The following is a 21,698-nucleotide window of genomic DNA, read 5'->3' on the forward strand; positions in this document are numbered from 1 at the left end:
ATAGCCATTCCACCTTGAGAAGCGCTTTACCCGCGCTTACGGAGTTCCCTCGGCCAGAGAAGACGTGGGAGGACCAACCTTATAAAGGGCGTCATAAAACGGACAAGTGGCCGATAGGTTGGCGAAATCTCCACTGGCTTCCGATGGACCCCCTCACCGGGGCGCCGGTGCGCCCGGAGTTGGGGTGTCGGCCCGGACGGAGGTCCCGACGGCGGTGGGGGCGTCCCCGGCGACGAGGGGCGCGGTGCCGGAGGCGGCGCGGAGCCGACCCGGTGCATCCCGCGGTGCTGGGAGCGGCGGCTGAACGGCGGGGCCGACGCGCCGTCGGACCCGCTCGCGGACGACCTGACGTTGAATCCGCCCGAGGAGGACCTGCCGCCGGACCCGCCCGTGGACGACCTGCCGCCGGACCCGTTCGCGGGAGGCCTGACGTCGGGTCGTGCGGATGGCCTGGAGAAGGACTCCTCGACCAGCCCGCCGGCCGCCACCCTGGCGAGCATCATCAGGGCACGTCCCGCGTCGAGCCGGGCGTTCGGGTCGATCGTGAGGAGGCCGCGCAGCACCGGCGTCAGCGGTCCGGCCCGCTCCATGGGGATCGGCTCGCCGCTGGTCAGCGCGGCGAGCGCGGCGGCGGCCGTACGACGCCCGTGCAGGCCCCGGCCCTCGACGGCGGTGTAGAGGGTCGCGCCGAGCGACCACAGGTCGCCGGCCGGGCTGGCCTTGGCGCCCAGCACGCGCTCGGGGGCGATGTATCCGGCCGAGCCCAGCACGATGCCCGCCTGGGTGATCGACACGTCTCCTTCGAGCGCGGCCAGGCCGAAGTCGGTGAGCACGGCCCGGTCGTCGGTCACCAGGACGTTGCTCGGCTTCACGTCGCGGTGGAGGATCCCCTTGGCGTGCACGGCGCGCAGCGCCCCCAGGACCTGCCTGCCGATCTCCGCCACCTGGCGGGGCGGCAGCGGGCCGTGGTCCTGGAGGAGTTGCTCCAGCGACCTGGCGCGGAGCAGCTCCATCACGATCCAGGGGCGCTCGTCCTCGGTGACGACGTCGAAGACCGTGATGACGGAGGGGTGGGCGACCATCGCGGTCGCGCGCCCCTCGCGCTCGGTCCTGGCGCACAGTTCGGCGCGGAGCTCCTCGTCGAGGATCACGGGAAGGCGAACCTCTTTGACGGCCACCTCGCGGTTGAGCAACTCGTCGTGTGCACGCCAAACAGTGCCCATGCCGCCGCGCCCAACCGGCTCGGACAGCCGGTAGCGCGCTGCGAGAAGGTATCCGGGCGGCGCACGCATGTGGTGCAGCTTACCGATTTGCGTAATGCGACCAGTAGAGACAGGCCCGAATCTTCTTGCCAACTTGAGTCAGATTTTCAGGCTTGTAACTGTTAGGAAACAATGAGTGACACCTGGTGGCTTGATTGAGCTTCACGATTTCTCTCCGTAGTCGAGTGATGTGTTGTGGTATCGGAGGTGGTGAGGTCTTCTCGTCGGAAGCAATGATGGCTTACGGAATGATAGTTGTGACTATGATAGTTGCAACTATCATTCCTGTGGCGATCTTCGGGGGAGTGGATGATATCGAAACCGGAACGGCTCTTCGGTCGTGACATGGAATGGGAGGAGCTCTCGGACTTCGCCGCGTCCCCCGTCGCCGGGGCGACGCTGGGGCTGGTGTACGGCCGCCGGAGGCAGGGCAAGACGCTGATGCTCGAACTGCTCGCCAGGGAGACCGGCGGATTCCTGTTCGCGGCCACCCAGCAGAGCGAGCGGCAGAATCTCGCGGATCTCGGCGCCGCCTACGCGGCCTTTCGCGGGCTGGGTGCGCCCGTTGTCTTCGGGACCTGGCGCGACGCGCTGGACGAGCTGCTGCGGCTCGGCGAGGAGCGGGCCGTGCCCGTCATCGTCGACGAGTTCCCCTACCTGGCCGCGGTGACTCCCGCCCTGCCCTCATACCTCCAGGCGGCGCTCAGCCCGCTCGGCCACGCGAAGGAGCACACCCGGGCTCGGATGATCCTCTGCGGCAGTGCCCTCACCACCATGGCTCAGCTTCTCGGTGGTGGAGCGCCACTTCGTGGTCGCGCCTCGCTGGAACTGGTCGTCCGGCCGTTCAGATTCCGCGACGCCGCCGCATTCTGGAACGTAGGCCACGATCCCGAGCTCGCGTTCCGGCTGAACGCCCTGGTCGGTGGGACTCCGGCCTACCTTGAGATGTGCGGTGGATCCGGACCCGCCGACCTCGCGAAGTTCGACAGGTGGGTCGAGCGGCGCCTGCTCAACCCAGCCTCGGCCATGTTCCGCGAGGGCGCGCTGCTGCTCAGGGAGGAGCCCTCGATCACCGATCCGAACTCGTACTCGGCTGTGCTGAGTGCTCTCAGCGTCGGCAACCATCGGCGTTCGGAGATCGCCTCGGTGCTCGGCCGCCCGAGCAGTGCCCTGGCGCACCTGCTGTCGGGTCTCCGGGACATCGGCCTGATCGAGCAGGTCGACGACGCCCTTCGGGAGAAACGCGCCGTGTTCCGCGTCGCGGAACCCGTCGTCCGCCTTCACCAACTGCTCATCCAGCGGCACGAGCCCGAACTCGTCATACGACGAGCGGCCCAGGTCTGGGCCGCCAACGCGGACACCGTGTCAGGGAAGATCTACGGCCCGCACTTCGAGGATCTTTCCAGGGAGTGGTGCCTCGAACACGCCGCCGCCGAGACCCTCGGAGGTGTCGCTGCGGCCGTCCGGCCCACGCGGATCCCCTGCAGGGAGCACCGGCAGGGTCACGAGCTGGACATCGTGGTGACCGAGACGGTTCCGTTCGCCGCCGACAGGATCGTTGCGATCGGGGAGGCCAAGGGGACGATCACCCCCGTCTCCCTCGCCGAACTCCAGCGTCTCGAACACCTGCGAGGGCTGCTTCCCAGCGCGAAGGTCGCCGCGCTGCCCAAGCTCCTGATGTTCTCCCGGTCGGGCTTCACCGCGGACCTCGCGCACACCGCCGCACGGCGCTCCGACGTCGAACTCGTCGACCTCGGGCGCCTGTACGGCGGGTCCTGACCCTCGGCGTCTCGCGAGGGGGCGTGGTCAGCGGCGGCCGATGGTGAGGACGGGGCCGGTCGTGTCGGCGAAGAAGTCCTCGCCCTTGTCGTCAACGACGATGAAGGCGGGGAAGTCCTCGACCTCGATCTTCCAGACGGCCTCCATGCCCAGCTCGGGGTATTCGAGGACCTCCACCTTCTTGATGCAGTCCTGGGCGAGGCGGGCGGCGGGGCCGCCGATGGAGCCGAGGTAGAAGCCGCCGTGGGCCTTGCACGCGTCGGTGACCTGCTTGGAGCGGTTGCCCTTGGCGAGCATGACCTTGGAGCCCCCCGCCGCCTGGAAGCGTTCGACGTAGGAGTCCATGCGCCCGGCGGTGGTGGGACCGAAGGAGCCCGAGGCGTACCCTTCGGGGGTCTTGGCGGGGCCGGCGTAGTAGACCGCGTGGTTCTTGAGGTACTCGGGCATCTCGCCGCCCGCGTCCAGGAGCTCGCCGATCTTGGCGTGGGCGATGTCGCGGGCGACCACGAGCGGGCCGGTCAGCGACAGGCGGGTCTTGACGGGGTATCTGGTCAGCTCGGCGAGGATGTCCGCCATCGGGCGGTTGAGGTCGATCTTGACGACGTCGTCGGAGAGGTGGTCGTCGGTGGTCTCCGGCAGGAACCTCGCCGGGTCGGTCTCCAGCCGCTCCAGGAAGACCCCCTCGGGGGTGATCTTCGCCAGGGCCTGGCGGTCGGCGCTGCAGGAGACCGCGATGGCCACGGGGCAGGAGGCGCCGTGGCGGGGGAGACGGATGACGCGGACGTCGTGGCAGAAGTACTTGCCGCCGAACTGGGCGCCGATGCCGAGCTTCTGGGTGAGCTCGAAGACCTTGGCCTCAAGGTCGGTGTCGCGGAAGCCGTGACCCGAGGGGGAGCCGGAGGTGGGGATGGAGTCAAGGTAGCGGGCGCTGGCGTACTTGGCGGTCTTCAGGGCGAACTCGGCGGACGTGCCGCCGACGACGATCGCCAGGTGGTACGGCGGGCAGGCGGCGGTCCCGAGCGAGCGGATCTTCTCCTCCAGGAACTGGAGCATCCGCTTCTCGTTGAGCACCGCCTTCGTCTCCTGGTACATGAAGGACTTGTTGGCGCTGCCGCCGCCCTTGGCCATGAACAGCAGCTTGTACTCGTCGGGGTGGCCGCCCGGGTCCTCGGCGTAGAGCTCGATCTGCGCGGGGAGGTTGGAGCCGGTGTTCTTCTCCTCCCACATGGTGAGGGGGGCCATCTGGGAGTAGCGCAGGTTCAGGCGGGTGTAGGCGTCGTACACCCCGCGGGAGATGTGCTCGCCGTCGGCGCCGTCGGTGAGCACGTGGCGCCCGCGCTTGCCCATCACGATCGCGGTGCCGGTGTCCTGGCACATCGGGAGCACGCCGCCCGCCGAGATCGAGGCGTTCTTCAGCAGGTCGAGGGCGACGAAGCGGTCGTTCCCGCTCGACTCGGGGTCCTCGATGATCTTGCGGAGCTGGGCGAGGTGGGACGACCGCAGGTAGTGGGAGATGTCGTGGATCGCGTTCTCGGTGAGCAGCCGCAGCGCCTCGGGCTCGACCTCGAGGAACCTGCGTCCGGCGGCCTCGACGACCCGTACCCCCTCGGCGGTGATCAGGCGGTATTCGGTCTCGTCCGGTCCCAGGGGAAGCAGGTCGGTGTAGTCGAACTCGGGCATCGTCGTCGATCCTCCGTGCGGGCGCCGTTTTCCCTAGAGGGTACGGCCTCGTGTTTCGCGCTCGGCCTCCGCGGTCGGGTTGTGCGCGGCCAGGCGGACATATGAGATGAAAGACACATATTTAGGGCAAGTGTTGATGACTTATGCGTCTTTTATAGCTATCTGTCCGAATCAAAGAGGAGGCTGGAAAGAGCCGGATCGAGCGTCCGGCGGAAGCGGGGAGACAGACGATGAACATCGGAAACACCATCATGCTGGCGATCGTGGCCCTCTTCGTGGTGGCCGGTCTCACCGTGTCACTGATCGCGATCACGCTGACGAGCATCAAGGAGACCGGCGGACGCGTTCCCCAGTGGCCGGTGAGCTGGCCGGAACCTCCGCTCACCCTCCCTCAGCAGAAGCCCGGCACCGCCTCCGGGCCGGCGAGCCTGCCCTCGCAGCGGGTGACCCTGCACCCGCGGGACGGCGAGACCGTGTGGCGGGTCAGCCTGCCCCAACAGGTCGAGATTCCCCGGCAGCGGGTCGCCTCGTCCCGGTCGGCCGACGTTCCCCCGCAGCGGGTGAGCCCGCTGAGCTGAGGCCGATGACGATGCCGGCGACGACGAGCGCGGCGCCGAGCAGGTCGGGTGCCGAGGGTACGCCGAGGCCGAGGACCGCGCCGGTGGCGATGGCGCCGACCGGGATCAGCCCGGCGAACAGTCCCGCGGTCGCCGGGCCGAGCCGGGGCAGGGCGTCGTACCAGAGGAAGAACGCCACGCTCGTCACGATCAGCGACTGGTAGCCCAGACCCGCGAGTTCGGGCGCCGTCGGCACGCGGATCATCGCGGCGCCGTCCACGAGCAGCCCGGTGACCACCAGCATCGGCACGGCCAGCGTCACCGAGTACGCCGAGACGCGCACCGCTCCCAGCTTCGGCAGCAGCGGGATGGCGAGCAGGGAGAAGCAGACCTCGCAGCCCAGCGCGCCCAGCGACCAGAGCAGCCCGGTCAGGTCGCCGCTGCCGAGTCCGGTCGCCACCGTCGCCCCGGCGACGACCACCGCCGCCGCCCCGACGAGCCGGGGCGAGGGGCGTCCGCCGAGCAGGGCGAGCGCGAGCGGTACGGTGCCGAGGACGGTCCCGACCAGGGCCGGACCGCCGTGCCGGGTGGCCTCGATCACGCACACGTTGAAGATCACCAAACCGGTGAGGGAGAGCGCCGCGAGCAGCGCCGTCTCACGGGGGGTGAGGCGGACGAACCGCAGCCCCGCGAGCCGGGCGACGGCGAGCAGGATCACGGCCGCGAGCAGGTAGCGCAGGGCCTGGCCGCCGTAGACGGGGTACTCCCCGATCACCCCTGAGACCCCCGCCAGGGTGCCCACCAGGAACATCGCCGTCGCGGCCTCGACCGGGCCGCGCCATCCCCGCCGGGCGGCGGTGCTGACATCCACGTTCATGTGCGGAATGCTAGGAAACCAATGGCACCCCTGTCGGGTCCAATCCAGCGGTGAAACAGAGGACCAATTGGCGGACCTGCACATCGTCGTCGACCGGGCGGCGGGCGGTGTCGCCGCCCAGATCGCCCGCGAACTCCGCGAGGCGGTGCGGCGCGGGCGGCTGGCGGCCGGGGCGAGGCTGCCCGCCAGCCGCGAGCTGGCGCGGGATCTCGGGCTCTCTCGCGGCGTGGTGGTCGAGGCGTACGAGCAGCTCGTCGCCGAGGGTTTCCTGATCTCCAGGATCGGGGCGGGAACCACCGTGGCACCCGCCGCCAGCCGTCCCGCGCCCTTCGACGGTCCCTCCCCGACGCCGCCGGGCCGGCCGCGCGCGAAGGCACGCACCCCCCGCGCGCAGGAGAGCGTTCGCGGGGAGGAGAGCGGTCGCGGGCCGTACCGGGAGCGCCGTTCCACCGCGCCCGACCTGGGGGCGTTCCCCAGACAGCGGTGGCTGGCCTCGATGAGGAGGACGCTCGCCACGCTGCCCGCGGAGGCCCTCAACTACGGCGACCTCGGCGGTGTCCCGGCGCTGCGCGAGGAACTGGCCGCCTATCTCGGGAGGGTGAGGGCGGCCGACGTGAGCCCGGACAACCTGGTGATCGTGGGCGGGGTGGCCCAGGGGGTGAGCCTCACCGTCCAGGCGCTCGCGGGCAGGCTCCCCCGAGCCGGGTCCCCCCACGATCTCGGCTGGTTCGTCCGGCGGGCCGCGAACCCCGTGCCGCCCCCCGGCCGGATTCGGCTCGCGGTCGAGGATCCGGCGGGGGCGCGTCAGCTCCCTCTGCTGCACGCCGCCGGCGCCGACCTGGTCGCCGTCCCCGTGGACGGCGAGGGCGTCGACGTCGGGGCGCTGGCCGCGACCGGAGCGCGGGCGGTGCTGCTCACGCCCGCGCACCAGTACCCGACGGGGGTCGTGCTCTCGCCCCGCCGCCGCGCCGAGCTGATCGAGTGGGCCGTCGCGACCGGCGCGGCGATCCTGGAGGACGACTACGACGCGGAGTTCCGCTTCGACCGCGACCCGGTGGGCTGCCTGCAGGGGCTGGCGGCCGACCGGGTGATCCTGATCGGGAGCGTCAGCAAGTCCCTCGCTCCCGGCCTCCGCCTGGGCTGGGTGGCGGCCCCGCCCGAGATCGCCGGGTCGTTGCGGCTGGCCCGCGGCGAGCTGGACCTGGGATCACCCGTCCTGGAGCAGTACGTCCTGGCCGACTTCATCACGACCGGCGACTACGACCGGCACCTGAGAAGGATGCGCCGGGAGTACCGCGCTCGCCGCGACGCCTTCACGCTCGCCCTCGGCGAGCACCTTCCCGAGATCACCGTGTGGGGTGTCTCCGCAGGGCTCCACCTGCTCGCCGAGCTGCCGCGTGACTGGGACGAGGTGGCGGTGGCGGAGACGGCCCAGGAGTACGGGCTGGCGGCCGAGCCGGTGGGGCCGATGCGATACGCCCCGGGTCCGCCCGCACTGGTGATGGGCTTCGCCCGTCTGCCCGTGCACCGCGCCGACGCGATGGTCGGTGCCCTCGCGGACGCCCTGCGCCGCTGAGTCGCCCCGTGATCCGTGCCCTCGCGGGAACCCGGCCGCCGGTGCCACCGAGGTCGGCGGCCGCGATCCGGGCCCTCGTGGAAATCGGCCCGGCCGTCTCGCGATCCGCCTCCCGGTGCGTGCCGCGCGCCGCTGAGCAGCCCCACGACGACGCCTCCCACCTGCGGATACGCCGTCCGGTGGACGTCGCCTACCGCCCGATGGATAGTCCTGATGTCCTGACAAATTCTTGACGGCTTCCCGGTCCTCACCTAGAACTGGGGGTCAACCGCTTTCCTCTCCGAAAGGCACAATGCGTGTTGGATCATCGGGAATCCGCAGAATTAACGCGTTTCCCAGCGTGGTCCGGGGGGAAGCGGAGAGTCACCGCACCGCTGAGGACACCCTCGTGGCGCCCTGCCTCGCCGAGGCCGCGGAACCCTCCCGGCGCGAGGGGCGTCCGGTGCGCGACACGGAGGTGATTATGTGAGAAGAGGCGATCCTATGAGAGAGTCCGGCTCCGCCGTCGAAGGAGCCCCGGTGCGAACGGCCGGCGCGCCCATCTCCTGGGGGGCCTGCGAGGGCCCGGGCTGGGGGCGGCAGCCGGATCGTTCTCAGGTGCTCGCCGAGATGAGAGAGCTCGGCCTGACGGCCACCGAACTCGGCCCCGCCGGGTTCCTGCCGCCCTCGCCGACACACTGCCGCTCCCTGCTCGCGGAGTACGGGCTGCGCGCGGTGGGCGGGTTCGTCCCCGTCGTCCTGCACGAGGCCGACCACGACCCGCTCCCGATCGTCCGGGCCGCGATGCGCGCCTTCATGGACGGCGAGGTGGACGTGGTCGTGCTCGCCGCCTCCACCGGTGGCGAGAGCCACGACGCCAGGCCGGAGCTGGACGCCGTCGCCTGGAAGACCCTCACGGGCAACCTGCGCCGGATCCTCAAGAACGCCAAGGAGTTCGGCAGGACCGTCACCCTGCACCCGCACATCGGAAGCGTGGTGGAGAACCGCGAGGAGGTCCAGCGGGTGCTCGACGACAGCTCGATGCCGCTGTGCCTGGACACCGGCCATCTCCTCGCGGGTGGCACCGACCCCGCCGAGCTGGTCTCCCACGCCGCGGAACGGATCGCGCACGTCCACCTCAAGGACGTGGACGCCGCGATGGCCGAGCGGGTCAGGGCGGGCGAGCTGACCCACACCCGGGCCGTGAGAAACGGCCTCTACCGCCCGCTGGGCGGAGGCGACGTGAACCTCCCCGCCGTCGTCGGCGGCCTGACGGCGGCCGGGTACGACGGCTGGTACGTCCTGGAGCAGAACATCGTGCTGGAGCCTGCCAACGGTGGTTCCGATGCTCCCAGGGAGCCCGCTGGTTCCGGCGAGCCCATGGAGAACGTCCGCGAGAGCCTGGCGTACCTGAGGAAGCTCACCGGAGACGAGAGCGGCCGACCGGGCTGACGACGAGGGACGACGAGGTCCGGGCGAGCCTCGCGCGGCAGGAGGCGACGGCGAGCCGCCCGGCCGGGCCGGCCGATCACCGGGACCGGGGTCACGGTCGTTCGGCGGGCTCCTGCGGGCCTCTCCCGGGGCTGCCTTCGTCCGAGGGTTCCAGGTCGGGCTGGAAACCCCTGGCGAGGAACACGATCAGGGCCACCAGGACGGCCGCCGGTACGAACGCCACCCGGACGCTCACCAGGTCGTTGAGCGTCCCCACCACGGCGGCACCGACGAGGAAGCCGACGTAGTTGAACATGTTGACCCGCGCGATCGCGGTCTCCGCGCCGGCGCCCAGCCGTCCCGCGGCCGAGAACGACTGCGGGGCGATGACGGACAGCCCGACGCCGATCAGGCCGAACGACACGACGGCCACCGCGACGCCGGGCGCGACGACGACTCCGAGCGTGCCGACGGCCGCGATCACCGCGCCCACGCGGACCACCGGCGCCGGCCCGTACCTGCGTACGGCGAGGTCGCCGGGGACCCGCGCCAGCAGCATGGTCGCCTGGTAGACGAGGTAGGCGAACGGCACCAGCCAGCCGCTCGCCGCCAGCGCCTTCTCCATGTAGACCGTGCTGTAGTTGGACACCGCCGCGTCGCCGACGTACAGGAACGCCATCGCCAGGCAGAGCGGGATGATCGGCCGCCACGGCACCCGGGCCGTCACGTGCCCGGCCCGCTCACCGGACCTCTCCTCCGGGTGCCCGTAGAGCCGGGGGAGCATGACGATCGAGATCACCGCGCCGATCAGCACCGGGACGGAGAAGGACCAGCCCAGCTCGACGCCGAGCGCGCTGAAGGCGGAGTTGAACCCGGCGCCCAGCATCGAGCCGATGCTCCACACCGCGTGGAAACCGGTCAGCACGCTCATGCCGTACCGGCGCTCGACCGCGACCGCCTGCATGTTCATCGCCGCGTCCACCGCGCCGACGAACAGGCCGAACGCGGCGCTGAGGACGTACAGCCCGGCGAGCTGCCCGTTCCAGCCCATCAGCACCACGGTGGCGCACACGCCGACCTGGGCGATCCGCAGGACCGGGCCGCTGCCGTACCGGCTCGCCAGGAGACCCGCGACCGCGCTGCCGATCCCGGCGATCACCGGTACGAGCAGCAGGACCAGGGTGAGGTCGCCGTCGCTGAGCCCGAACCTGTGCTGGAGGTCGATCACATGGGTGAGCAGGGTGGCGAAACAGAGACCCTGGACGAAGAACGCCGCCCAGGTCGCGACGCGCGCCTGCCTGTCACGTGGGGTCGGCATGACGACCTCCGGGAAACATGAGGGGGATTCAAGTTTCCGTCAGGGTATGGGCGAGGTACCCGGTGGTCAATGGTTGATGATCTACCGGTTTTCGCCGGCCCGTCGCGCCGGACGTTCCGGCTCACGGGGCATGTCGGCGCACTCGCGCCGCTGCCGGAGCCCGCGCAGGGATTATGGTCGAGGGGTGGAGAGTCCCCGTCCCCCCGCCGTCCGCCATACCGGTCCCCAGCCGCACCCCGCCGACCTGAGAGCCGGAGACGTCGACCGCGAGAGAGTGGCCGCCGTACTGGCCGACGCGCTCGCCGACGGGCGTCTCGACCACGCGGAGTACGACGAGCGCACCGAGGCCCTCTATCGCGCCCGCACGCTGGGAGAGCTCTCCGCGCTCACCGCCGACCTGCTCCCGCCCGAGGCGCAGCCGCTGCGCACCGACGTCCGCCCGGTGGCGGCGTTCTTCGGCTCCGAGGAGCGTTCCGGCCGATGGGTGGTGCCGACCCGGTTCACGGCCACCGCCATCTGCGCGAACGTCAAGCTCGACCTGTGTGACGCGCTGCTGCAGTCCAGCCACGTGACCCTGCACGTCACCGTGATGGGCGGCACCCTCACCCTGATCGTCCCCGAGGGCGTGCGGATCGAGATGCCCGCCTCGTCGTACATGGGGGGCAAGAAGAACCAGGTCCCCGCCTCGCCCGACGGGCCGGTCATCGAGATCACCGGCGTCGTCACGCTGGGGAGCATCGTGGCGAAGTCTCCCAAGCGTCCCCGCCGCTCCTGGTTCCGCCGCTGACACCGTTCCCAGGTCGGCGGCGGACGCCGTTTTCCTGGTCTTTCCTGATCCTTTCGGGTTTTTCCCGGCCGCGATCACTCTTCCGCCGCGCACTCCTCACCGGAAACCCTTCGCCGAGTTCCCTTCACCGGGAGCCCTCGGCCGGAGGGCGCCCCGCTGAGGGCGCTCCTCGGCCGAAGGGGAATCCCGGCTCCGGCGTCCCGGCTCTCAGCTGGCGCTGTCGAAGTTGATCGCGCTGTAGGCCCGCAGCTTCCAGAGCTGGTGCTCGCTCTCGATCTTCCGTATCGTCCCCGAACGACCGCGCATCACCAGGGAACTGGTGATGGCCCTCCCCGCGCGGTAACGGACGCCCTGCATCAGCTCGCCGTCGGTGATCCCGGTGGCCGCGAAGAACACGTCGTCGGACCTGACCAGGTCGTCGGTGCTCAGCGTGGCGTCGAGGTCGAGGCCCGCGTCCAGCGCCCGGCGGCGCTCGGCGTCGTCCTGCGGCCAGAGCCTGCCCTGGATGACACCGCCGAGGCACTTGAGCGCGCACGCGGCGATGATGCCCTCCGGGGTGCCGCCGATGCCGAGCATCAGGTCGACGCCCGTGCCGACCCTGGCCGCCATGATCGCACCGGCCACGTCGCCGTCGGTGATGAGCCTGATCCTGGCCCCGGCCTCCCGGATCTCCTGGATGATCTTTTCGTGGCGGGGCCGGTCCAGGACGACCACGGTCACGTCCGAGGGCACACCGCCCTTGGCGCGGGCCACCGCGGCGATGTTGTCCGCCACCGGCGCGTTGATGTCGACCGACGAGGCGGCCTCGGGGCCGGTGACCAGCTTGTCCATGTAGAAGACGGCCGAGGGGTCGTACATCGAGCCGCGCTCGCTGACCGCGATCACCGAGATGCCGTTGGGCATGCCGAGCGCGGTGAGCCGGGTGCCGTCGATCGGGTCCACGGCCACGTCGCACGCCGCGCCACTGCCGTCACCCACCTGCTCGCCGTTGTAGAGCATCGGCGCGTTGTCCTTCTCACCTTCGCCGATCACCACCACACCGCTCATGGACACCGTATTGATCAGCTGGCGCATCGCGTTCACCGCGGCGCCGTCGGCGCCGTTCTTGTCACCTCGTCCGACCCAGCGGGCACCGGCCATCGCGGCCGCCTCCGTGACCCGGACCAGTTCCAGAGCGAGGTTGCGATCGGGTGCGTGTTCTCCCGTGGCGAGGGCGTCGGGAACGGACGTCTCATCGGACATGGTGGGAAACCCCTCTCGTGTCAATGCAACGATCGTAGTTGGCCCCCCTCTGACCGGTCGGCGGAGGATAATGTGCCCACCATGAGCAGCGACACGGAACGGCTGGTGAAAGGCGCGGGCGGGCGGACATCCGAGCGGGGTGCCGCCACGCGCGTCGCGCTCCTGTCCGCCGCGAGGGAGATCTTCGTCACAAGCGGTTTCGCCGAGACCGGGGTCACCGACGTGGTCGCCCGCGCGGGAGCGAGTGTCGGAAGTCTTTACCATCATTTCTCCGGCAAAGCCGATCTCTATCTCACGCTCTTCGAGGAGTTCCAGACCCGTCAGACCCAGCGGACCAAGCAGGCGGTCCAGGACGCCAGGGCCGACGGCGAGAGCGACCCGATGCGCCTGTTCATCGCCGGGGCCCGCGCCTACCTGGAGGGCTGCCTGGCCGAGCGGGAGGTCTCCGCGCTCTTCCTGCGCGGCGACGGGCCGCCCGGGTTCGAGGTGATCATGCGCGACCGGCTCCGGCAGTGGGCCAAGCGCAACGCCGCCCTGTTCGAGGGCGACGAGGGGGCACTGGTCGTCGTCCTCACCGGCGCGCTCGCCGCCGCCGTCTCCGAGGTCGCCCTCTCCGACGACGAGGACGCCTCCCGGGCACTCGTCGAGGACGTGCTGACCATCATCGCCCAGATCCACCGCCCCTGAGAGCCGACCGCTCACCCGAACGGATAGTGTCGACAGTCGTGCGAAAGTTCACCCAGGGCTTCTACGGCTACGTGTTCGCGATGGCGGTCTGCCTGGCCGCCGTCGGCCTGTTCCTGCTGGTCACGCCGCAAAGCAGGACCGAGCACATTCCCAGGGTCGACTACTCGATCGCCCTCGCCGACCTGCGCCGTACGGCGCCCTTCCTGGTGTGGGCCCCCGAACCCGTCGCCGCCGGATGGATCCCGAACAGCTCCAAGAACACGAGCGCGAACGGTGTCACGACCTGGAGGCTCGGTTTCGCCACCGCGAAGCGCTTCCACGCGATGCTCGCCCAGAGCAACGAGAAACCCGAGGCCGAGTTCGCCAACCGGCTCTCCAACACCTCCACGGTCACCGGCACCGTCCAGATCAACGGCGTCACCTGGGAGCAGCGCGTCCGTGAGGACAAGAACCAGCGCTCCCTCGTACGGTTCCTGCCGGACGTCACGATCGTCGTCACCGGCACCGCCCCGTGGGACGAGCTGTCCACCCTGGCCGGGTCCCTCAAACAACTGCCGAAGAACACCTCCTAGAGAGCCGGTCACGTGATCGTCAGGTGACCGGCACCGGCCCTTGGTCGATCATGTGCGTGATCATCGTCACGCACATGACCTGTGTGATTCCTGAGAGGGCGAGGGGACGGTTCTCCGGTAGACCGGTCTGTCGGAGAACCGTTGGGCCGCGGTCGCTTCCGGGCTTCGGCCCAGTTCCCTCCTCAGGGCCCTCGCGTGATCGCGAGAACCCTAACCGCCGCTGATCGCTTTGTCGGACCGCAGCGTCTGAGTGCGGGTGGTCAGGAACGTGCGCAGCTTCTCCGCCTCGGTGTCGGCCTTGGCGGTGTCGGCGTTCTCGTTCAGCTTGTAGGACGTGACAAGATCGTCGAGCAGGCCGGACGCGGTGCCGTTGCCGAGCAGTTCGGTGTACAGGGCGCGATACTGGTCCTGGTAGATCTTCTTGAAGGCGGCGTTCTTGAGGAACTTCTCCTTCAGAGGATGGCCCAAGCGCATCATGCCGCCGCCTTCTGGACCTTGCGGACGCTCCGGCTGGCCATTCCGGGGTGGGGTGGCACTCTGAGACGGCTGGTTCTGCCGGCCTTGCTGGTTCTGTTGCCCTTGCTGGGGGAGTCTTCGGCCGCCGCCCATCGAGATCGTGTCGTTCACACCACTCTTGGCGTTACCGTTGAAGGCGAAGTTGAGGTCCCAGGTGATGACTTTGAACTTCTTGGTGTCCAGGTCGTACCACAGGTAGTAGTTGCGTCCGGGCCCAGCCATGTCGTCGAAGTTGACCATGAGATTCTGCAGGACCAGATAACGGGCGAACGACTCCACATCCAAACGCTCGCCCAGGCCTGAGGTGAATTCGGCGTCGGAAGCCTCGTTCACCCATTTGACCAGATCGATGACCGGCTGTAGATCCTGGACGCCGACCTTGTTGATCTGCTTGAAGTCGTTGGTGTACCCGGTCTGGTCCTCGCCCTTGTAAGTGAAGGAGCCGCTGGCCAACGACTTGTACAGCACGCCTTCGCCGAGGTTTTCCGCATAGCCCTCGTCGAGGTATTCCACGATCAGGCGCGGTGTCGAGGTGCGGCCGTTGACGGTGAAGGCGCTGTGGATGGAGCGCTGGGTAGGCTCACCGGAGGCGCCGACCAGTGCGATGCCCAGTGCCTCGTTCAGCATCGTCGTCGAGCCCATCGCGGCCGGCCGTACCGCCACCTGGTTGTGCCCCTGGTAGCGGCGGCCCTCCACAAACTCGTCGAAGCTGATCAGCCACGGCAGGTTCTCAGGCTCCTCGCCCTTCAAAGACGCGCCGAACCCACCACCTCTGGGCTGGTCGCCATTTGGCTCACCGCCTTCGGGTGGTTGGAAGCCTTCGGGTGGTTGGAAGCCTTCGGGTGGTTGGAACCCTTCGGGTGGTTGGAACCCTTCGGGTGGTTGGAACCCCTCGGGTGGTTGGAAGCCCTCCGGCATACCTCCGCGTCGTTGCCCGCCGCCAGGCATGCTCCGTTGCTTGGACTGTCCCTTCCAGGTCAGCCCGGCCAGAGTGGAGTTGCCCTTGAGCCGGATGCCCACGCTGGGGACGCGGGTGCCGTCGATGGTCAGATCGGCTTCGACATACTTCTTGTCGCCGTCCTTGAAGTACTCGTTCAGCATGTCCTCATAGGCCGCGTCGGTGAAGGTGATCTTCACCTCGTGCGCCACGGAGGTGTCGAAGAGCTCCTTGGTGCCGGTCACGTTCGTGATGACGGTCTCGGCCGTGGCGGTCTGGGAGACGGTGACGTAGGGGCGGATCATCCCGCTGCCGAGTACGCCCCAGCACAGGGCGAGGAACGCCGCGCACAGCGTTACCAGCTTCCAGTTGTGTCGGAGTTTGACCGGAATGCGATGCTTGAGCTGCGCCATGGTGCCGGCCTACAGGTCGCTCTGGTCGTATCCGGTCAAGATGGTGACCGGCTGGCCGTGGTTGCGCTCGCGCAGCGCGGCCATCACGTCGGCGGGCTCGCTGCCCTTTTTGATCTTCACGGTGTACATCAGCTCCGTCAGTGCGCCACCTCGGATCGACTCCATGCTGACCAGCTCGAACTCCTCGGTGTGCCGGATGAGCACATCCTGGATGACCGCGGTGTAGTCCTCATCCGTGGGAACCTGCACCTTGACCACCTGCCGCCGTACGTTGAGCTGGAACCAGTTGAACCGGTGCATGACCATGATGATCAGCGAGATCGCCACGGCGGCGACGATGGCCAGCAGGTAGAAGCGGGTACCGACGGCCATCCCGATGCCCATGACGAGGAAGATGAACCCGACGTCACGCGTCTCCTTGATGGCGTTACGGAACCGCACCACCGAGAGCGCGCCGACCAGGGCGAAGGCGCGGGCGATGTTCGAGCCGACGACCAGCATGATCAGCGAGATCAGCATGCCCAGGATGACCAGCGTCTGCACGTAGGACTGGCTGTAGGACACGTTGCGGTGCGTGGCCCGGTAAACCCAGCCGATCATCGCGCTGAGCACGAACGACAGCGACATCGCGATCGCGATGTCGGCCACGCTGAACGTGCCGGACAGGTCCTGGAACGAGAAGTCCATGGGGAGTCATGCCTCCGAGAGAACGGCCGGCTGATGGCGGCCGAGAGCGAGATCGTGGTCGGGAATGTGAAAGACCGAGCGGGGGGCGAGTCCATGCGCCTCCACGCTCTGGCAGTACTTGGAGACCCGGACCACCTGCAGGTTCCGTTCGGCGGTCAGGTCGGTCAGCCAGTACGGCACGCGCTCGTTGGCCTTGACCTCGACGATGGACATGTGAGCGGGGACGATGAGCCTGTTCTCGGCGTCGGCGCCCAGGTGGAAGTCGCGGTCACGGCCCCGGACGCGGTTGTCGAAGGTGACGCGCAGGCCCACGTCGGCGTCGCGGCCCACGTAGGCGTGCCGGGTGTAACCGGTCATCGCGACAGCCCGCAGGTCCAGACGCAAGGAGAGGTCGAGCACCTCCTGCAGGAACGCGCGCTGGGACGGCTCGTGCTCGACCATCTGGCGGCCGTCACACAGGCGCAGCGCGTCCCTGTAGGGCAGGCTCACCCGGCGCTTCTGCGTGACCCGGTTGACCCGCTGCTTGATCTCGACGAACACCGGAGTGTCGTCCCGCAGGGTGAACCGGTCGCCGTAGTGGCGCACCCGCAGCTTCCTGCGGAACTTCAACCCCTCGATCTTCTCCCAGTAGAAGCGCAACTGCCGGGTGTCGTAGTAGACGCTCCAGATGCCGTACCCCTCCTGGCCGCTGTGACGGTCGCGATCCAGTCGCTGCTCGATCTCTTTCCTGAGCGTGACCGCCTCCGAGGCCTCCACGAGGTACTTGATCTCGTACCGGTTGAAGGCGTGCAGCTTGCTCGGTGCCCGCAGCCGGTGACCCTGATCACCGGCTGGGTCATCGGCCGGTTCGGTGCCGGATGTGCTTCGATCGCTGTCGCGAGCCATGGAGACGGCTGGTTTGCGGAATCTTGCCAGCATGTTTCTCCTTTCGTCAGCGCACATCCGACAGCACCAAGCTGGGAACAATGTGTGAACCGCATCCGACGAGAAGGTGAACTGTCTGTGGACGTTCAGCTGTCCTGAGGCTGCTCCAGCGGGAGAAGCACGCGGAAGGTGGTGCCGCGGCCAGGTGTGCTGGTCACCTCGATCCGGCCGTCGTGCGCCTGCACGAGCGCGGCGGTTATGGCCAGGCCCAGCCCGGTCCCGCCGCTGTCGCGGGAGCGGTCCGGATCGGCACGGTAGAAGCGGTCGAACAGGTACGGCAGATGCTCGGGATCGATGCCCTGCCCCTCGTCTCGCACTTCGAGTAGTGCGGCTCCGCGGTGGGGAGCGGGTCCGGTACCGGCGTGCACGACACCGGGGGTGAAGACCCCGGTAACCGCTCGCGGAGCGACGGTGAGGCTGATCTCGGTGCCGGAAGAGGTGTGCTGGATGGCGTTGCCGACCAGATTGGCGATGACCTGATGCAGGCGGCGCTCGTCGCCGCGCACGAAGACCGGCCCCTCGGAGATGATCAGTCGGATCGGCCGTTCGCGATCGCGGGCGCGAGCGGCGTGCACCACGTCTCCGGCCAGCACGTGCAGGTCCACGACGCTGGGCTCCAGCGCGGGCTCCTGGTCCAGCCTGGCCAGCAGCAGCATGTCCTCCACCAGGACGCCCATGCGCTCGGCCTCGGCCTCGATTCTGCGCAGCAGCCGCTCGGCCACCGGATCCCCGGCGTCCTGGCCGTGATGGTAGAGCTCGGCGAAGCCCCTGATGGAGGTGAGCGGGGTGCGCAGTTCATGCGAGGCGTCGGCGACGAAGTGCCGCAATCGCCGTTCGGAGCGCTCGGACTCGTTGAGTGCCGTGGCCAGGCGTTCCAGCATGGTGTTCAGCGCGCCGCCGAGGCGGCCTGTCTCGGTGTCGGGGTCGGTGTCGCTGACCCTGCGGTGGATGTCTCCGCCTGCGATGGCCTCGGCGGTCTGCTCCATGCGGGTCAGCGGGCGCAGGCCCAGCCGTACCACGGCGAAGGCGAGCGTGCCGAGCAGCAGTAACACCAGGCTGCCCGCCACCGCCTCGATGACCAGGATCTGGTGCACGGTCGCCTGGTTGGGCTCCAGCGACATCGACACGGTCAGCCTGGTGCCGTCGGGCAGGCTCCTCACCAGCACTCGCCACTCACCCGTCCCCATGGCGGGCACGGTGATGGGGCCTCGCGGGATGGTGGATATCGCCGCTTTGGGGATGGCTGGTCCGTCGCCGTTCTCGGCGGGAAGACTGCGCAGCAGGGTCCCGGAAGGGTGGTAAAAGGCGATCTTGAACTGGGTGGGGATCTGAACGGACTGCCCCCCGTCCACCGATGACGGAGGCGGAGGCGGAGGCGGGAGCGGACGCCGGCCGAAGGCGATGACCGTCTCGGTCAGCTGGGCGTCCACCTTGGACAGCAGCGAACGCTCCAGTAGCAGCACACTCGCGGTGGCGAACACCGTCAGCCCGACCGCGCACAGACCGAGCAGCGCGGCCAGCAGCCGATGCCGCAGGGGCCAGGTCCGTCTCACGAGAACCTCTGCAGCCGGTAGCCGACGCCACGCAACGTGTGGATCAGTGGCGGGCCGTCAGCGTCGATCTTCCGCCGCAGGTAACTGATGTAGGACTCCACGATCCTGCTCTCGCCGTCGAAGGCGTGGTCCCACACACGGTCGAGGATCTGCGCCTTGCTGACCACCCGCCCGGCGTTGATCATGAGGTAGCGCAGCAGGCTGAACTCCGTCGGAGACAGATGGATCGCCCGTCCTGCCCGCCGTACGGTGTGGGCCTGCTCGTCGAGTTCCAGGTCGGCGTAGCGCAGCACGCCGTCGTCGGCCTGCTTCTGTGCGGGCCGTATCCTGCGCATGATCGCCCGCAGCCGCAGGAGCACCTCCTCCAGGCTGAAAGGCTTGGTCACATAGTCGTCACCACCGGCGGTCAGCCCCGCGATCCGGTCGGACACCGCGTCCTTGGCGGTCAGAAAGAGCAGCATGGGGCTGTCACCGGCCTCGTGGAGCCTGCGCGCGACCGTGAACCCATCCAGGCCGGGCATCATCACGTCCAGCACGACGATGTCGGGCCGCTCTCGGGCCACCGCCTCCAGCGCCTGGCGGCCGTCCGCGGCGGTCCGTACGGCGAAGCCGTTCAGTTCCAGGGCCTCGGACAGCAGTTCGCGAATGTTCGGTTCGTCGTCGACGACCAGCACCTTCGCGACGGGTTGTTCGTTCACCGCATCGTTCTACTCGCTCTCTATGAGAGAAAGATGGGAACGGCCGGTCGAGTACGGATGGCTCTGTCCAACGGCGCGGACATCCGGAGCAGGGCGGCGACGTGATTCCAAAACGATCGATGATCGTGGGCGGTGATGCCGTTGGAAACGCTCGCTCCGACGTCAGCCGGTCGCCGGGGGACTCAGAAGGGCGTCTCTCCCGCCGGGTCGGGTTGCCGGCGCTGGGCCATCGCGGCCGCGAGCCTCACCCGGGCGCCCTGGAGCCACTCCTCGCAGATCGCGGCCAGCTTCTCGCCGCGCTCCCAGAGCTCGATCGACTGTTCCAGGGTGAGCCCGCCCGCCTCGAGACTGCGGACCACCTCGGTCAGCTCCTCGCGCGCCTGCTCGTACGACGGTCTCTTCTCATCGGCCACGAACCCACCTTAGATCGTCGCGCCCATCCGGTGACGCCGTGCCGTGCCGGGAGTCAACGCCGGCCCGCGAGGGCCGACCGGCGCCGACGGGCTCCCCTCCCGCCTCGCCGATGCCGTACGGCTGGAAGAATGCCGAGGTGAACGTTCGTGACGCGGCCGTCGGCGACATTCCCGAGCTGGTGCGCCTCCGTGAGATCCTGGCCGACCGGATGGCGATGGACGGCCACCTCCCCATCGAGGAGGAGTGGCAGCACGCCTACGCCGAGAGCCTCCGGGAGCGGCTGGGCAGCTCCGACACCGCCGTCTACGTGGTGGACTCCCCCGGCCACGGGCTGGCGGCCTGCGGGATCGGCCTCATCTTCGACCGCTTTCCCGGCCCCAGCCTTCCCGACGGCCGCTACGGCTACGTCCAGGGCATGACCACCGATCCCCGCCACCGGCGCAGGGGGCACGGCCGGGCGATCATGGGAGCCCTCCTGGAGTGGTACCGCGACAGCGGCGTCCGCAGGGTCGACCTGCACGCGACCTCCGACGCCGAGCCCCTCTACCGGCAGCTCGGCTTCGTCGACGACGGCTACCCCTCGCTCACCTGGCGGGATCGCTCCTGACCCGCACCCGGTCGTCGGGGAAGCGCACCGTGAGCTCGTCGCCGGGGGAGACCTCGCTCGCGAGCCGTACGACCTCGCCCGAGGGGCGCTGCACGATCGCGTAACCGCGTTCCAGCGTGGCGGCGGGAGACAGCGAGACCAGGCGGGCACGCAGGTGCTCCAGCGAGTCGGAGGCACGGTCCAGGGAGGCGGTGAGGGACCGCCTCGCCCGATCCCTGAGCTGCTCGGCCTGCTCGGCCCTGCGTTCGACCTCGCGCACCGGGTCGGCGAGAGAGGGGCGGGAGCGGGCCGCCGCGAGCCAGGCCGTCTCGCGGTCGAGCCAGCCGCCCGCCACCCTGCGACCCCGGTCGCGGAGCTGGCGGATCAGCGTCATCTGCTCGCCGACGTCCGGCACGACCTTCTTCGCGGCGTCCGTCGGGGTGGACGCGCGCACGTCGGCGACCAGGTCGAGCAGCGGATTGTCCTGCTCGTGGCCGATCGCGCTCACCACGGGCGTACGGCAGGCCGCCACCGCCCGCACGAGGGCCTCGTCGGAGAAGGGCAGCAGGTCCTCCATCGACCCGCCGCCCCGCGCGACCACGATGACGTCGACCTCGGCGTCGGCGTCGAACTTGCGCAGCGCCTCGACGACCTCACCGACCGCGTACGGCCCCTGCACGGCCACCGGCTCGACCTTGAACCGCACGGCGGGCCAGCGGCGCCGGGAGTTTTCCAGCACGTCGCGCTCGGCGGCCGAGTCGCGGCCGCAGATCAGCCCGACCGTGCCCGGCAGGAACGGCAGCCGCCGCTTCCTGTCGACGCCGAAAAGCCCCTCCGAGGCGAGCAGCCGGCGCAGCCGCTCAAGCCGCGCCAGCAGCTCGCCCACCCCGACCGGCCGCATCTCCAGCGCGGTGAACGCGAACGAGCCCTTGTTGACCCAGAAGTCGGGCTTCAGGTGGGCCACGATCCTCGCGCCGTCGACCGGCCGGGGGACGGTCGCCTCGTAGACACCGCGCGGGCAGGTGATCCGGGCCGACACGTTGGCCACCGGGTCGCGCAACGTCAGGAACACCGTGCCGCCGCGGGCGGTCAGCTCGGTGATCTGCCCCTCGACCCAGACGGTGCCGAGCTTGCCGATCCAGCCGCCGACCATCTGCAACACCGTGCGAACCGGTAGGGGCTGCTCAGGGGTGGTGTTCGAGCTCATGGCCGGGAGCCTACGC

General features: G+C 69.3%; 20 protein-coding genes. 8 read left to right on the forward strand and 12 right to left on the reverse strand.

Translation table 11 applies throughout. The features are described from left to right. Window positions 1-26: 26 nt before the first annotated feature. A complete protein-coding gene (locus tag AB0B96_RS14940) occupies window positions 27-1,292 on the reverse strand; it encodes a serine/threonine-protein kinase (protein WP_362898931.1) in 1,266 nt (421 codons plus the stop codon). A 315-nt stretch (window positions 1,293-1,607) separates the two neighbouring features. Here AB0B96_RS14940 and AB0B96_RS14945 point away from each other — a divergent pair, with 315 nt between their 5' ends. Then, complete coding sequence (locus tag AB0B96_RS14945) at window positions 1,608-3,041, forward strand: ATP-binding protein (protein ID WP_362898933.1); 1,434 nt, start codon at window positions 1,608-1,610, stop codon at window positions 3,039-3,041. Window positions 3,042-3,068: 27 nt separating this feature from the next. Here AB0B96_RS14945 and AB0B96_RS14950 read toward each other — a convergent pair whose 3' ends face one another. Further along, on the reverse strand, window positions 3,069-4,721 hold the full coding sequence (locus tag AB0B96_RS14950) for a fumarate hydratase (protein WP_362898935.1): 1,653 nt from the start codon (window positions 4,719-4,721) through the stop codon (window positions 3,069-3,071). Window positions 4,722-4,951: 230 nt separating this feature from the next. Here AB0B96_RS14950 and AB0B96_RS14955 point away from each other — a divergent pair, with 230 nt between their 5' ends. After that, window positions 4,952-5,299, forward strand: a complete 348-nt coding sequence (locus tag AB0B96_RS14955; protein ID WP_362898937.1) for a hypothetical protein — start codon at window positions 4,952-4,954, stop codon at window positions 5,297-5,299. On the opposite strand, the gene AB0B96_RS14960 is transcribed toward AB0B96_RS14955, so the two are convergent. After that, window positions 5,205-6,155, reverse strand: a complete 951-nt coding sequence (locus tag AB0B96_RS14960; protein WP_362898939.1) for a DMT family transporter — start codon at window positions 6,153-6,155, stop codon at window positions 5,205-5,207. The genes AB0B96_RS14955 and AB0B96_RS14960 overlap by 95 nt on opposite strands. 67 nt (window positions 6,156-6,222) lie before the next feature. Between AB0B96_RS14960 and AB0B96_RS14965 the strand changes: the two genes are divergently transcribed. Beyond that, window positions 6,223-7,731, forward strand: coding sequence for a PLP-dependent aminotransferase family protein (locus tag AB0B96_RS14965; protein WP_362898941.1), 1,509 nt, complete (start codon window positions 6,223-6,225; stop codon window positions 7,729-7,731). Window positions 7,732-8,250: 519 nt separating this feature from the next. Continuing rightward, window positions 8,251-9,162: a TIM barrel protein gene (locus AB0B96_RS14970; RefSeq protein WP_362898943.1), complete on the forward strand. Its 912-nt coding sequence runs from the start codon at window positions 8,251-8,253 to the stop codon at window positions 9,160-9,162. A gap of 91 nt (window positions 9,163-9,253) precedes the next feature. On the opposite strand, the gene AB0B96_RS14975 is transcribed toward AB0B96_RS14970, so the two are convergent. Further along, the gene (locus AB0B96_RS14975) at window positions 9,254-10,459 is read right to left on the reverse strand and encodes an MFS transporter (RefSeq protein WP_362898945.1); all 1,206 of its coding nucleotides are present in this window, start codon (window positions 10,457-10,459) and stop codon (window positions 9,254-9,256) included. A 184-nt stretch (window positions 10,460-10,643) separates the two neighbouring features. On the opposite strand from AB0B96_RS14975, the gene AB0B96_RS14980 reads away from it, so the two are divergent. After that, window positions 10,644-11,246, forward strand: a complete 603-nt coding sequence (locus AB0B96_RS14980) for a DUF1707 domain-containing protein (RefSeq protein WP_362898947.1) — start codon at window positions 10,644-10,646, stop codon at window positions 11,244-11,246. A gap of 207 nt (window positions 11,247-11,453) precedes the next feature. On the opposite strand, the gene glpX is transcribed toward AB0B96_RS14980, so the two are convergent. Then, a complete protein-coding gene (gene glpX, locus AB0B96_RS14985) occupies window positions 11,454-12,488 on the reverse strand; it encodes a class II fructose-bisphosphatase (RefSeq protein ID WP_350947970.1) in 1,035 nt (344 codons plus the stop codon). Window positions 12,489-12,569: 81 nt separating this feature from the next. On the opposite strand from glpX, the gene AB0B96_RS14990 reads away from it, so the two are divergent. Both AB0B96_RS14990 and AB0B96_RS14995 read left to right on the forward strand, forming a co-directional pair. Beyond that, complete coding sequence (locus tag AB0B96_RS14990) at window positions 12,570-13,175, forward strand: TetR/AcrR family transcriptional regulator (protein WP_362898949.1); 606 nt, start codon at window positions 12,570-12,572, stop codon at window positions 13,173-13,175. A gap of 38 nt (window positions 13,176-13,213) precedes the next feature. Beyond that, window positions 13,214-13,747 (forward strand): DUF4245 domain-containing protein, encoded by a 534-nt coding sequence (locus AB0B96_RS14995; RefSeq protein ID WP_362898951.1) that lies wholly within the window; start codon window positions 13,214-13,216, stop codon window positions 13,745-13,747. A gap of 210 nt (window positions 13,748-13,957) precedes the next feature. On the opposite strand, the gene AB0B96_RS15000 is transcribed toward AB0B96_RS14995, so the two are convergent. The 6 genes from AB0B96_RS15000 to AB0B96_RS15025 all read right to left on the reverse strand — a co-directional run bounded on the left by AB0B96_RS15000 (window position 13,958) and on the right by AB0B96_RS15025 (window position 19,888). Next, window positions 13,958-15,613 (reverse strand): CotH kinase family protein, encoded by a 1,656-nt coding sequence (locus tag AB0B96_RS15000; protein WP_362898953.1) that lies wholly within the window; start codon window positions 15,611-15,613, stop codon window positions 13,958-13,960. Between the two features lie 9 nt (window positions 15,614-15,622). Next, a complete protein-coding gene (locus AB0B96_RS15005; RefSeq protein ID WP_350947966.1) occupies window positions 15,623-16,300 on the reverse strand; it encodes a DUF4956 domain-containing protein in 678 nt (225 codons plus the stop codon). 6 nt (window positions 16,301-16,306) lie between these two features. Beyond that, window positions 16,307-17,218, reverse strand: a complete 912-nt coding sequence (locus tag AB0B96_RS15010; RefSeq protein ID WP_362898955.1) for a polyphosphate polymerase domain-containing protein — start codon at window positions 17,216-17,218, stop codon at window positions 16,307-16,309. Between the two features lie 92 nt (window positions 17,219-17,310). Then, window positions 17,311-18,777 carry an ATP-binding protein gene (locus AB0B96_RS15015; protein WP_362898957.1) on the reverse strand — a complete coding sequence of 489 codons (1,467 nt, stop codon included), beginning with the start codon at window positions 18,775-18,777 and terminating at the stop codon, window positions 17,311-17,313. Beyond that, window positions 18,774-19,475, reverse strand: coding sequence for a response regulator transcription factor (locus AB0B96_RS15020; RefSeq protein WP_362898959.1), 702 nt, complete (start codon window positions 19,473-19,475; stop codon window positions 18,774-18,776). The genes AB0B96_RS15015 and AB0B96_RS15020 overlap by 4 nt, the downstream gene beginning before the upstream one ends. Window positions 19,476-19,657: 182 nt before the next feature. Continuing rightward, a complete protein-coding gene (locus AB0B96_RS15025) occupies window positions 19,658-19,888 on the reverse strand; it encodes an exodeoxyribonuclease VII small subunit (protein WP_350947962.1) in 231 nt (76 codons plus the stop codon). Between the two features lie 137 nt (window positions 19,889-20,025). Between AB0B96_RS15025 and AB0B96_RS15030 the strand changes: the two genes are divergently transcribed. After that, on the forward strand, window positions 20,026-20,496 hold the full coding sequence (locus AB0B96_RS15030) for a GNAT family N-acetyltransferase (RefSeq protein ID WP_362898961.1): 471 nt from the start codon (window positions 20,026-20,028) through the stop codon (window positions 20,494-20,496). Here the strand turns inward: AB0B96_RS15030 and xseA are convergent. Continuing rightward, window positions 20,474-21,682 (reverse strand): exodeoxyribonuclease VII large subunit, encoded by a 1,209-nt coding sequence (gene xseA / locus AB0B96_RS15035; RefSeq protein ID WP_350947960.1) that lies wholly within the window; start codon window positions 21,680-21,682, stop codon window positions 20,474-20,476. The genes AB0B96_RS15030 and xseA overlap by 23 nt on opposite strands. Window positions 21,683-21,698 lie beyond the last annotated feature (16 nt).

Source organism: Streptosporangium sp. NPDC049046 (assembly GCF_040649155.1).
Classification (GTDB): Bacteria; Actinomycetota; Actinomycetes; order Streptosporangiales; family Streptosporangiaceae; genus Streptosporangium.